We start from the raw sequence: 12,933 nt of genomic DNA on the forward strand, positions 1-12,933 counted from the left end.
GCATTCCACTTCACTCAATCTCGAATACTGTATACACATACAGCACTCGAAATACCTCCTATGAATATCGACGAAGACACCTGCGGGTGGCTTGGCATCCCCACGCCTCTCGAAATGCACAAACAACACGCCCGGCTGCTCGAGAACGAGATCCAGGAACTGAACCTGCAACTGCGCAAGGCCCGGGCGGATATCTTCGGCCTGGTCGCGATGCTGACAGAAGCACAGGCAAAGAACGAAGAGTTTGCCGGATACCTCAGGCTGCGCGGTGCCGAAGCTGCAGCGATGAGGAAGCAGATCGCCAACCTCACCACTTCAGATCGACTCAGCACGCGCGAGGCCGAGAGGCTGCGCAGTGTGCTGAACGAACTGATGTCTCACCCGAAAACCATCGTCTAAGCTCAGGTTTCAGGTTGAGGGCTTGGCCATGTGCGGAAGACTTTCCCAGTACAGCGGCATTCACGACTTCGTCGCGGCGCTGAGCATGCAATGCCCTGGCGAACTCCGTGGGTGAGTTGCCGCTGGGAGAAAATCGACCTGCAACCGAGTGGAAGCTGACGCTGTTGATGACGGCGCTGAGGATCGCGCCAATCATCGTTTGGCTGAACGCAAACGCAGCCAAACCACCCCGACCAGCCCCAACGGCACCCCCAGGCTGAGCCATGAAAGCAGGTCATAGACGCCGTCACCGATCAGCGCCGAGAGCAATCCGAACAGGCTTAAAACAAAGAGCAACAGCGGCCAGCGAAAGATCATCCACAGTCCGCGCCTCATGATCGGCCCCCCATTTCCGGCCCGCTGGCATGCAATTCATCCAAGCGTTTTTGCAACGGTACCTTGCGACGGCTCAGCCACAGGTAGAGCCCACTGCCGAGGATGACGATGCTGATGAGATCGAGCAGCGTCCAGATGATCTTCAGCGGCACACCACCGTAATCACCAAAATGCAGCGGCTGCGAAACCAGCAAGGTTTTCACGTACAACGGCATCTCACGCATGTCGGTCAGCTCGCCGGTACTCGCATCCACCAGGGCCGGCTTGAGCAATCGCGCAGTGAGCGGCGTGGTGCCGCGCATGAACACTGCGTAATGGTGCTGGCTGCTGAACTGAGTACCGGGAAAGGCGATGAAGCTGGGCTCCATGCCTGGCGCCGCCTTACGCGCGGTATCCAGCGCTTTTTGCAACGACCCGAGGCGCTCCAGCGGCGGCGCATCCTTGTAGGGCGCGGTCATCTGCGCCAACTGGTCACTCTGCCAAAAGTCGAAAATGGGCAATGCCAGCGTATTGATCACGCCTGTCAGCCCCACCACCAACACCCAGGCGAGGGTGACGATGCCGAGCACGTTATGCAGGTCCAGCCACTTCAAGCGTGAACTGCGCCCGTTGCGCACGGTGGCAAAGTCCAGCTTGCGCATGAACGGTGTGTACACCACCACGCCGGACACCAGCGCCGCGACCAACAGCAGCCCCATGAAACCGAGAAACAGATAACCGGGCAACCCCATGAATAAATCGGTATGCAGGCGCAACATCAGGTTCATGAACCCTTCGTCTGGCGGCACCGCGGGAAATAACTCGCCAGTGCGTGTATCGAACGACTGCGAATGCCCCTCGATCGGTGGCGGCATAATGCTCGTTGCCGTGTACACCGTACCGAGCGGACTTTCCGGATCGAAACCGACAAAACGCACGACCTCCCCCGGCTGCGCCACCAATGCACTGGCAATGACGGTGTCGTAGTCGATTCGTGGTGTATCGGCGGTCAGCGGGCGCAGGGGCGGCGGCGGCTCGAAGTAGTGCTCAATCTCTTCATGAAAGATCAGTGGCAGCCCCGTCAGGCACAGCAACAACAGGAAAACGGTAGCGATCAGGCTGGTCCATTTGTGGACCAGAAACCAGATACGCAAGGTGCGTGCAGTCATGCTCGGTGGTTTTCCTTAAAGCGCCAGGCTCGCCGCGCGTCACGGGGCACAGCGAGCCCCCAGGCGGTATCAGTATTTCCAGGTAACGGAAGCTACCAGGTTACGCGGGGCGCCGTAGCTGGCGGTCGTGGCACTGTTGTACAGCGATAGCAGGTATTTGCGATCGGTGACGTTGTTCAGGTTCAGCGACGTGCTCCAGTTGCTGTCGATGTCATAGCTGGCCATGAAATCGAGCAACGCGTAGGCGTTCTGGTGGATGGCACTGTTCGTGTCGTTTTCCACTGCACTCTGCCAGCTTACCCGTGTACCGATCTTGGCTTGGGGCAAACTTGGCAAGCGATAGGTGAGCATGCCGCGCACGCTATGAGTTGGCACATACTTACGGGCCTTGTCGCCATCGTCGTTGTCGATGCGCACGTAGGTATACCCGGCGAGCACGTCCAGGCCGGGTAGCGCTTCGCCAGAGGCTTGCAGCTCTACTCCGTGACTCTTGTAATCCATGGGGTCGTAAACGGACCGGCCACCCACCAGGCCGACATACTCCGCGACATTCTGCTGTTCGGTCTTGAACGCCGCGGCGGTGACGTTGAGGCGGTCATCCAGCAAACTGCCCTTCACACCGGCTTCCATGCTTTTGCCTTCAAGCGGAGCAAGCAGTTTGCCGTCCCTGCCCAGGTTGTACTGAGCGCTGTAGATTTTCGTCCAGCTGCCATACACGCTCCACTGCTTGTCCAGGTCGTAGACCAGGCCGGTGTAAGGCGTCACCTTGCCATGTGCGCGGGTGTAGTAGTCGGAACCATAGCTGTCGCCGGAAGCGTCCAGGCTGATCATCCGCGCGCCGGCGATCCAGTGAAGATCATCGGCCAGACTGAATCGGGCACCGGCGTACACGCTTTTCTGAGTGTCCGTGAAATTCTGCGTATTGGCGTCGCTGGTAAACAGGAACGACGGATGCGCCAGATTGCCCGCCAGCACATCCGAGAATGAAACGTCGTAGTAGCCATCTGCAGCCGCATCGTATTCCCGGGCCTTCTGATGGGTGCGGCCATAGGCGGCACCGAGGGTCAACTCATGCTCTCGGCCAAACAGGCTGAACGGGCCGGAGACCTTGGCCTCGCCCAGCAACTGATGAGCCTCGCTGGTGGTATTGGCGGCAAACACTGAGGCGTCATCACCGCTGACCCCGGCGACATACATCATGTTGGTGTCTTGCTTTTCGGTGATGCCCGTGGCGGTGACCGTAGCGTTCCAGCCGTTGCCAAAATCATGCTTGAGCTCAGCGAATGTGCGCTGGGTACGCAGGTTCCAATAGGTCCATGGCTGGCCGATGCTGGAGCTGCGGCTGCCATAGTGAATGGCGTTGCCATCGTTATCCACCAACGGCAAGTTACCCCAGGTGCTGCCGTTTGAATTGCTGTCGTGCTGGGAGAAACCCACGGTTACGGTGTCGGCATCGGACACATCGAACGCCAACAGCCCGGCAGCGACGTTGCGCTCATGGCTGTATCGATCCATCCACGAGTTGCCCTTGTCGTGGGAGTAAATGAAGCGGCCGCGTACGTTGCCGGTATCCGTCAACGGCCCGGAAACGTCCACGTCCACACGACGGCCATCCCATGAGCTGACGCTGGTATCGATTTGCGCCTGGAAGGTCTCGGTCGGACGTTTGCGTACGAAATTGACCGTGGCCGACGGGTTGCCAGCCCCGCTCATCAAACCATTGGCGCCATGCAGGATGTCGATCTGCTCGAACTCGGCCAAGTCCTGATCACCGACCAATACGGTTCCCACGAAGGGCATGCCCACGCCATCGTATTCAAAGTTGTTGATATCGAAGCCGCGCGAGGTGAATTCCGTACGATCGGTTTCGGTTTGCTCCACGGTCACCGAGGGCGCAGCACGCAGCGCATCCTTGATGCCCGTAATCTTGAAGTCATCCAGGGCTTGCCGAGTGATGGTGGTCACGGCCTGCGGGGTTTCCTTGTCCGTCAAGCCCAGACGGGTAGTGCTGGACGACGGGTTGCTTTTGTAGCCCACGGTTGGACCGTCAATAGGTTCACTACTCGCTTCGATCTGGGTAGTCGGCAACGTCAAGTCTTCGGTGGCGTGAACGAGGGACGCAGCGCTGCAAGCGCCAGCAAGCAACAGACTGGCAGAAAAGTGATGTTTCAAAACGAGGATTCCTACGACGAGTGGGTCAAGCGCGTTAACATTTCGAGAATGCTAATAGGAATCTAACTCAATTACAAAGTTATGTCGGACATTTTTTTCACATTTCGAAACATTTACCGTCGGGTACATTTGGCTACATTTTGGCGTTTCAAAATGAGGAGGTGCGGAACACTGAAGATTCGCCCTTGAGGAGGTTTCGGCCGCGGCTCAGGCCGCGAGATTGAATGAGGGCGACTGATTCTGCACCGAGTGGCTCCGACTCCACATCGAGCCATGTACTACCCAGTAGATTCGTCGGGAGCTGAAGCTGATGAAGCGCGAAGGCCTGTCAGCAACCTCACTCCAGTAAGAACCCATCCGCACACTCCTTTTTTATGGGCACAAGGGTATTCACATGCCTCAGAAAGAAGGTTCAGGAACAGCGTCTGACCGAGATTGGCTGGGGAGCCAGGGCGCTAGTACCGTAGTCGTGGAAGGAATCACCGGGGTCAATTCATGAACTCCGGCCGAAGACCGCAAAGAAGATTGATGCCTGCGTTGGAGCTATCGCTAAACGGCAAAATGGAAAAGATCCGGGGGGCGGCTCTTTTTTTCGAGCTCAATAAAAAACCCCGTAGACGTTAATCTACGGGGTTTCTAAGAGTGGAGGCCGAGGTCGGAATCGAACCGGCGTAGGCGGATTTGCAATCCGCTGCATAACCATTTTGCTACTCGGCCTCAAACGATCAATGCCTTACAACCGACATTCACCGCATACAAACTTGAGTGGGCTATGTGAAGCTTGCCTCTACTCTATCGCATTGAAAACATTGAAGTTTTTAATGCTTCAGTGCGTTCGATGGGCGCAATTATGTACTCATTTGCCAGGGCTTGCAACCCCTTGATTTCAAAAAATATTCTCTCAAGGGGCAGGCATTCCTGGTGGGCTACCCTACCGCCCGGCTTCTTCCTTGTCACGGATAACCTGCAATTGATACTGCGGGTCCGCCTTGATCTGCTGTTCGGTAAACGGCAGCGGGCTGAGTTTTTTCTCGGAAAACGCCTGGGTCTGGTCCTTGAAGTATTTCGACGCGGGGTCGCTGGACAAGGAGAATGCCAGCACACCTTCGGCATTGGGCCCCTTCTCGTCGAACGTCACGATCTGCAAGTAGCTGCTGCCGCTGACTACCTCGCGCTTGCCATCGGCCCGAGGCACGCTTTGCATGGCGTTATAAACGCCCAGCTCTTGCGGGCCGCCGTGGATCGGTGTCTGGCCCGAGACCTGAATATCACCCCAGCGGCTGTCCGCCGTCAGCCCGCGCTTGGCCACGTCGGCGGCTGACGCGAGCATCGCTTCATGCAGTGCCTTGGCCACGTTTGCCCGATCGACCGCCAGCCCACGTGGTGTGGTCAGGGGTTGTGCCGGATCGAAACCCACCTTCCACGCGTCCGGCGCTTGCGCCAGTTGCTCCGCCAGGTTGATGAAGTGCACCAGGCCCAGGCCGCTGTCGAGGTTGGCGCGCTGGTCCCAGTTTTTCAGGCTGTCGCACACCGATTTCACGCTGGCATCGGCACCCGCGCAGAACTTCAGCAAGTCCGGCATCACCTGGCTGGCAAGATACACCTGGTTGTCCATGACCATATTCTGCAGGTCGGCGACCTTGATCGGTTGCTTGTCGAGCTCCTGCAAGCGTTGCAAGGCAAAGCGCGCACGCGGGCCCAAGCCGATCTTGTCCTGGCTGATAACGGGCGAGAATCCGGTCAAGGGTGCCTTGGGGTTGACCAGCCAGGCCGAGTCATTGGAGTGCTGCACGTAGTCGGTGCGCTCCAGTTGCGGCAGTTGCTCGGCGGGGAAGATCCCGGCCTGGGCGGCACGCGGGTCCACGTCCCAGGCGCAGGCGCTGCGAGAGCCGTCGAGCATGATGAATTGCAGCCCGACCCGTGGGTCACTGCACTGTGCGAGCTTTTTCGCGCTGACGTTCGGCACCACCGACAGGTTCATGTACAGGCTTTGACCCTGGTCATCCGCTGCCACCGTGTTGACCCACGGGATACCTTGCAGGGTGTGTACCGAGGTTTGCAGTTCCTTGAGGTTCGCTGCGCGGTTCATCGCGTACCACTGTTGCAGCACACGGTCGTTGCCCAGGTTGGCATCCCGCAGGCTGAAGGCATATTTGGCGTCCCAGTCGAGTTTGCCCGGCCATTGCACGATGGGGCCGAACTGCGAGCTGTAGACCGTGCGGGACTGTTCCCGGGTACCGCCGTCGGCAGTTTTTACCGCTACCTTGATCGTGGTTTTATCCATGGGCACGGACTTGCCGTCCAGCAAATAGCGAGTCGGGTCCTTGGGGTCCAGAGTCAGGCGATACAGGGTGAAGTGCTTGGACGTATCAACGGTGTGCGTCCACGCAACGTGCTGGTTGAAGCCGATATTGATCACCGGCAGGCCCGGCAACGCAGCGCCCATCACATCCAGCTGGCCGGGGATGGTCAGGTGCATCTCGTAGAAACGCATGCCGCCCACCCACGGAAAATGCGGGTTGGCCAGCAGCATGCCGCGGCCGTTGAACGAACGGTCACGCCCCACCGCCACCGCGTTGCTGCCACGGTCCAGGGCGTAACGTTGCTGGTTGGCCGCCGCGACCTCAAACGCCTTGCTGTCCACCTGGGCGACGGTGTTGGGCGGCGTGGCCCCCACCAGGGCCTCGGCAAATTGCCCGACGCCACCTTCCACCAGCAGCCGGCGGGTCAGCTTGACCAGGTCTTCGGCCGTGATCGGCCGTACCCAAGCCGCCTGGCACTGCGCCGGCAAACCCTGGGCAGTGCGCTCCTTGAGGTAGTGGTTGTAACCGGCAACATACCCTTCAATGCGCTGCTGCATCGCCGGGGGCTGGGCCTTCCAGAATGCCGCAACGGCCTGGGGGGTGTTCAGCCAGGTGAAGAACACGTCGTTGGCAAGGTTGTTACGCCCTTCCAGGGTCGCCTGTTCGGGACCAAAGTACCTGGCACGCTCGCCATTGACCGTCACCACTTCATTGGCCAGCAGGCACAGGTTGTCCTGGGCATAGGCATAACCGATGCCGAAACCCAGCCCACGCTCATCGTTGGCCCGGATATGCGGGACACCAAAGCTGGTGCGACGGATCTCGGCGGTGGCCTGTTGCTCCTGCACCCGCGCCGTGGCCGAAAGACTCAGCCCCAGCAACGCCCCTGCCACACACATCCTGAACAACCCGTTGGAAATAATCACGCAGACTCCACAGCCAAATTAAACACCGCGACGAGGGACAGCTTCGCCAACACCTCAGTTAAGACGTAAATACCGGGAATAATTTTAGCAGCCGCAGGCGTTTATTCGGACAGGTCGGTATGTCTCCAGGATGTTACCGACAAAATTTCTACATCCCCCGCTTCATGATTTGTGCAGCTCGTACGTCTTATTAACTAAGAGCGCCATCATTTTCCTGATCAGGCTCTGATAAGGAGTTTCTGCATGTACAACTCGCAACTGCCCACGGAAGGACACTCACCCATGCATGACGGAGGTTTTGCCACCGGCAACCAGGCGTTCGGCAAGGCGCCGGAACATGGCAACCAGCGTATTCGTCATTTGCTCAAATGCTTTGGCCTGCGCACCAGCCTGATCCGGCTGAAGGTCATCGACGCCCTGCTGACCGCCGCCGACAACCAGCGCACCCTCGGCGTGCGCGGCGTGCACAGCCATTTGCTGGAGCTGGGCATCCCGTTGTCGTTTCTCAGTGTGCGCGAGGTGCTCAAGCGCCTGTGCACCGAAGGCGTGATCACCCTGAACGCCGACAAGAGCTACAGCCTGCACGAGCAGGCTGCCAAAGTCCTGGAAGGCCGGGCCTGACTCAAAGGTTAGGCTTGACCTTGCGACGCATCACACCGTTGATCACCACCACGGTTACCGCTACCGCAATCGCGATGTACTGGAACGTCTTTTCGCTGATGACCCCGTTGTTCTGCAAGTAGGACAGGCCAAACATCGTCCCCAGCACCAGCAGGGAGATCAGAATCGAGTATTTCAAACGTTGCTTTTGGGTCATGACGGGTTCCTGAAGCTAAAAAATTGTGTCCACTTTGTATCGACTACCACACCAAGCACATACCTATTAGCGGGGATGGATTGGGGTCGGCGGGGTCTCATGTTACAGGCGATGAAAAACTTTGGCTTGCCCAACGCCTGATTGAACCTGAGAGCCCCCTAGAGGATTTTGAAATGCTTCGTCGAATCACACTGCTGATTCCCTTGCTGATCATGTTGAGCATGAGCGGCTGCATTATTTTCCCCCACGGCGGCGGCGGTTGGCATGACCATCGCTACAGCGAAGGCGGACCGGGGTATTACCATCGCTGATCGGTCATCCGTACATTTTCTGACATCTTGAACACTTTACAGGCGGAGCCATTCCCCCTGCTTCCGACACTCAGCAAGAGCGTCCAGGAAGCAGGGAGGTTTTCCTGAAAGGCGCATTCCTGAATGAGCGTGCCTAAAGGTGTTCACGATGATAGTCAGCAACTCGGTTCCTTCCTCCACTGCATACCCACCACCGCCCCCTCCTCCGATACCACTCCCCGATATACCGTCATACCCCGATGAAATATTGCAAAGCGCAACGGACATTCCGGACCCCGCGGCTGACACACCGCCCCCCAATGGCCCGAAAGCCTTGGAGACCGCGCTGGCTGACCGAAAAAACTGGCAGGCACTGGCGCAGCAGCTCACTCATGTCGCCACGTTGGCAGGACCGAACGCGCCGTTTCTGGTGGTGCGATCTGCGCTGGGAAGCACGCTGATGGACCTCGCGCCCAACTCTTCTTACCCCCCAAATAGTGCTAACGCCGTGAGTCTTGCAAACTTTCTCAAGGCTATGGGCCTGCCCGAGCCAACCACCCATGATGAGCTGCTGACCCTGGCGCGCACATCGCTGACACGTTCCCACCCCCATCCATGGGGAAATCTGGGCGGCGCCTTGTCCTGGCCCCTGCCCTTGAGCACACCTCAGCAGAACGAACTGCTCACCGCCGCCAGAGAACATGCCGCTGGCCCTCCGGATGTTCAGCAAGCAAGCCAGCAGCGGGGGCTCCTGGAGTTTCTGAACGGTAACCTGCCGCTCTCCAGCGACGCCTCGAGCGATCCGGCCAAAACGCTGGAAGCCCTCATCCGTTCCCCCCGAGGCCAGGCGCTGGGAGAGGCCTTGCAGACCAAACTGGAGAGCATTCCGACTGATAGCAGTGTGAATGATCACGTACTGGCGGCCATCAACCTCGATCTGGATCAGGAATCCATCACCCAACCGCATCGCAACAAAGTGGCCGGATTCGACCTGTCACATAAACAATATTGGGGCAAACCCACCTCGGCGATCGTCGCCGGCCTGCGCGAGCACTTGAGTGATACCGGCAAAACCTCACCTGCCAACGCCTCGCTGGGTACGCATCTGCTGTTGATGCGGGCGGCGCCGCAGTTGCTGATCAAGGATATTCCCGACAGCGTGGTCTACGGCAGCCTGGCCTGGGCCAACCTGTGCATCGCGGCGGCCGCCATCGAAGCCAGGTCCCCTGGCAGCGTAGCGAACATGAGTTTTGCCGAAGTGATGATCGCCGCCGACTCAAGTGGGCCCGCGCCCGAAGCTGCCCAAACTGCGGCATTGTTGGACTGGGCCGTGGTCAATGGGGTGCTTGAGGCGAAAGACGACACGCTTTACGAAAAACCAGACATTGATACCGCCATGGACGCGTTCAACTATCAATTGGGCAAGCTGAAACACGCCTCCGGCTTGCTTGACACCCCGATGCCCAGCCGCAAGCAGATGGCGCTGGACCTGCTCAAGGAAAAATTTGGCGAAGGCGTCCCCTTTGAAGAGAAGGTGTTGCTCAAGCCCAACAAAACCGCCAACAAGACGATCCCCACTCGCGGCCCTTATTCCATGCTGGACCTGACCATGCAAGGCGAGAAAATAACGGCATCAGACTGGGAGCTCAAACCTGGAACGCATGGCGTCGACCTTGATGCCTTCGCCACCTTTACCCATGGCCCCGGCTTTAAAGTCCCCGACACCTTTGACAGAGCCATTAGCCAGACCATAAGCGACTATAAAACCGTCAAGAAATATTCCATCTTGAATGCCTTCGCCAACCTTCCACCGGAGGACAAAGAAAACTTGCGGTTAGGAAAGCTGAACTTCTACAAAGAAAAATCCTACAGAGTCAGCTGGACACCATTCGCGGGAGAAACCCTCTTCCATACAAGCAAAAAAATACTGGTCACCACAAAACACCAGAACAAGCCGTCCACCTATGAGTTCGATACCGAAAAAGGCAGCATCAGGAAAGTCAGCAACGCAGTTATCACGCGCCAGGACCAGAAGATCGCCAACGAAGTAACCCGAATAGAAGAGTTCTCCACCTTCGATGCCAAGCGCGACTATATAAAGCAAGAGAACCCGCTCGAGGGATCCAATCCCAACCTGTTCAGGAATTTCCGGGCGGAGTACCTTGCGGATTCAATCGTCGAGGGGCTCGATCTGGAAACCGTCAGGCAACAAGCGGCCGGAAGTACGCCGGATGAGCATAGAAGGACGGTCGCCAGCACCATCGGCAACTTTTTTCTCGACCTTGTTCCGCTCAGGTCGGCCATCGTCAACTTCAGTAATGGCAACTATAAAGATGGGTTCTCTGACCTGGCATTTGATGCGTTCGGCTTTCTCACGGCAGGTGCAGGCGTCGCCGCGAAGGTCGGAAAAACCCTGAGCACTGCCAGCAGCGCGGCCAGCAAAGCCCTCAAGCTGAGCAAGATTTTCGGGGTTACCGCACTCTCGGAACTCAATCCGCTGAGCGGACTTGGCGACCTGGTAGTCGGCGCGGGAAAACTCGCCATCGACGGCGCAAACGCAGCCACCCAGGGCTTGAAAACGCTCAAGGGTACAGCGAGCAACAGGGAGCTTGCCGCCGCCGGCACTCGATATGACGCAGCCGCTACCGGCTCATTCCAGATGGGCGAGCAGACGGTCGAGGGCAGCGCGGTGCAGATCAAGGGCAAGTGGTACGCTTTCGACGCACAAAAGCACCAGCCATACGGCAGCCCCCTGCAAGCGCTCAGTAGCGCTGATACGCTGGAGCCCTCCCCCAACGCCTATGCCTCTTCGAGCAAGAGCACTCACCGGTTTAACCCGATAAACACCGTCAACCGCCCACCTCCAATCAGGAAGCCGTTACCCGAGGGCCAATACGTGGAAAGTTTGAAAGGCAGGCTCGAATCATCCCATTTCAAATCCGACACACGCCAGGCAACGCTGGATAAGTTTCGGGTGGAAATGGAGGATTATTACGATGCGATAAAAGACGGAGGCCTTCCGCCGCGCCCTACAATCCCCGATGTTCCCGTACCGATCCCCGCAGCCGATCTGATCACAAAGGCATTGAAAGCATCAAACGGCGTGGTGTTTGGAGAGTCTCACTCGCAGATGGCCAGCTTTAAAATGCTGTTCGACAACGTCGATACGCTAAAAAACCAGGGTGTAAAAAAAGTCTACTTCGAAGGGTATATCGACTACATCGGTGGCCCCGTTGATGATGGAATCGGAATGCTCGGAAACAGCAACACTCGCCGCACGAATCCAACACTGGAGCAACTCAAGAAAAAATTTGAAGACAATGGAATAGAGCTTTTACCCCTCGATCACTATTATCTGACGCGACATAGACACGACAAATCCCGTGATCGCACCCGGACTGGCGTCAACTCTGAAAAGCGGCTCAAGGAGTTCAACTACTACGCTGCGGAAACCATCCAGGCAAACTCGGGCACCGAAAAGTGGGTCGCGTTAGTGGGGAGCGCGCACATGAACACCTCCGAAGGTGTTCCGGGCCTGGCGGAACTGACGGAAAGCATCGGCATCGGGGTTTTTGACAACAGGAACATGACCCACAGCAGCATCGGGCTTAAAGCAAAAAACCCTGCGCCAGACCCGAACCGGCCATTACAGCCCAACGATATTCCAGGCGACCTGCGCATCTACGTGAAACCCTGAGCACATCGCAAAGGCCCGGAAAGCCTCCGAGCCTTTGCATGAGGTGTTCACCCTCCATGCACCCAGCGCTGATGCAACCAGCGCGCAAACGCATCCAGGGCAAACCCCAACAAGCCGATCAGCAGCACCATCGCCATCAGCTCCGAGTAGGCCAGCCGGTCGCGAGTGTCGAGGATGTAATAACCCAGCCCGGCACTGACCCCGAGCATCTCGCACGGCACCAGCACGATCCACAGGATCCCGATGGCCAGGCGCACGCCGGTCAGCACGTGCCCCATCACCCCGGGAATAATCACCCGGCGCAAGGTTTCCCAGCGCGTGGCGCTCAGGCTCTTGCTCAGTTGCAACCAGCGCGGATCGAGCTGACGCACACCCGCCGCCGTATTCAGCAGAATCGGCCACACCGCTGCGAACGCCAGCAGGAAGTAGATCGGCTGGTCGCCCACGCCCATCAACATCACCACGATGGGCATCCACGACAGCGGCGAGATCATCCGCAGAAACTGGAACGCCGGCGTGGTCGCCGCCTCCAGCTTGCGCGAACTACCCACCAGCAAGCCCAGCGGTACACCAATCAGCAATGCCAGGAACAGCCCGACGAAGATCCGCTTGAGGCTCACGGCTATGTTCAGGTACAGCTCGCTGCGGCCCAGCAACTCCCACAGGCTGGCGAGGGTCGCCGACAGCGAAAACCGCGCAGACAAACCGTCCGCGCTGCCAAAGACCTTCACCCCCAGCCACCAGAGCAACAACAACCCCGCCAACCCGCTCAAGCCAAGCAACCAGCCCGGCAACCCCAAGGTTTT

The 12,933-nt window shown here is 58.2% G+C and carries 10 protein-coding genes, 1 tRNA gene and 1 pseudogene; 5 read left to right on the forward strand and 7 right to left on the reverse strand.

What is annotated here, in order from left to right; all coding sequences use genetic code 11:
- The first annotated feature begins 60 nt into the window (after positions 1-60).
- Together HX814_RS12040 and HX814_RS31500 are read left to right on the forward strand one after the other, a co-directional pair.
- Complete coding sequence (locus tag HX814_RS12040; RefSeq protein ID WP_008435088.1) at positions 61-399, forward strand: hypothetical protein; 339 nt, start codon at positions 61-63, stop codon at positions 397-399.
- A 28-nt stretch (positions 400-427) separates the two neighbouring features.
- Positions 428-566 (forward strand): annotated as a pseudogene (locus tag HX814_RS31500) (DUF159 family protein); the annotation flags it as partial.
- A 25-nt stretch (positions 567-591) separates the two neighbouring features.
- Here the strand turns inward: HX814_RS31500 and HX814_RS12045 are convergent.
- The 5 genes from HX814_RS12045 to HX814_RS12065 form a co-directional block, all read right to left on the reverse strand.
- Positions 592-774 carry a hypothetical protein gene (locus HX814_RS12045; protein ID WP_023658797.1) on the reverse strand — a complete coding sequence of 61 codons (183 nt, stop codon included), beginning with the start codon at positions 772-774 and terminating at the stop codon, positions 592-594.
- Positions 771-1,922: a PepSY domain-containing protein gene (locus HX814_RS12050; RefSeq protein WP_177008549.1), complete on the reverse strand. Its 1,152-nt coding sequence runs from the start codon at positions 1,920-1,922 to the stop codon at positions 771-773. The genes HX814_RS12045 and HX814_RS12050 overlap by 4 nt, the downstream gene beginning before the upstream one ends.
- A 69-nt stretch (positions 1,923-1,991) precedes the next feature.
- Positions 1,992-4,094, reverse strand: a complete 2,103-nt coding sequence (locus tag HX814_RS12055; RefSeq protein WP_003207678.1) for a TonB-dependent siderophore receptor — start codon at positions 4,092-4,094, stop codon at positions 1,992-1,994.
- Positions 4,095-4,737: 643 nt separating this feature from the next.
- Positions 4,738-4,811 (reverse strand) — tRNA-Cys (locus tag HX814_RS12060).
- 214 nt (positions 4,812-5,025) lie between these two features.
- Positions 5,026-7,323 (reverse strand): acylase, encoded by a 2,298-nt coding sequence (locus HX814_RS12065; RefSeq protein ID WP_177008550.1) that lies wholly within the window; start codon positions 7,321-7,323, stop codon positions 5,026-5,028.
- Between the two features lie 243 nt (positions 7,324-7,566).
- On the opposite strand from HX814_RS12065, the gene HX814_RS12070 reads away from it, so the two are divergent.
- Entirely contained in the window at positions 7,567-7,944 is a 378-nt protein-coding gene (locus HX814_RS12070; protein WP_032899365.1) for a hypothetical protein, read from the forward strand.
- 1 nt (position 7,945) lies between these two features.
- Here HX814_RS12070 and HX814_RS12075 read toward each other — a convergent pair whose 3' ends face one another.
- On the reverse strand, positions 7,946-8,140 hold the full coding sequence (locus HX814_RS12075) for a hypothetical protein (protein ID WP_003207574.1): 195 nt from the start codon (positions 8,138-8,140) through the stop codon (positions 7,946-7,948).
- 173 nt (positions 8,141-8,313) lie between these two features.
- On the opposite strand from HX814_RS12075, the gene HX814_RS12080 reads away from it, so the two are divergent.
- Together HX814_RS12080 and HX814_RS12085 are read left to right on the forward strand one after the other, a co-directional pair.
- On the forward strand, positions 8,314-8,451 hold the full coding sequence (locus tag HX814_RS12080) for a hypothetical protein (protein ID WP_003207572.1): 138 nt from the start codon (positions 8,314-8,316) through the stop codon (positions 8,449-8,451).
- A gap of 313 nt (positions 8,452-8,764) precedes the next feature.
- Positions 8,765-12,127 (forward strand): membrane-targeted effector domain-containing toxin, encoded by a 3,363-nt coding sequence (locus tag HX814_RS12085; protein ID WP_256343954.1) that lies wholly within the window; start codon positions 8,765-8,767, stop codon positions 12,125-12,127.
- Between the two features lie 47 nt (positions 12,128-12,174).
- On the opposite strand, the gene HX814_RS12090 is transcribed toward HX814_RS12085, so the two are convergent.
- Entirely contained in the window at positions 12,175-12,927 is a 753-nt protein-coding gene (locus tag HX814_RS12090; protein ID WP_172834573.1) for an ABC transporter permease, read from the reverse strand.
- Between the last annotated feature and the right edge of the window lie 6 nt (positions 12,928-12,933).

This window comes from Pseudomonas sp. C8002 (assembly GCF_013385765.1).
Lineage (GTDB): Bacteria > Pseudomonadota > Gammaproteobacteria > Pseudomonadales > Pseudomonadaceae > Aquipseudomonas.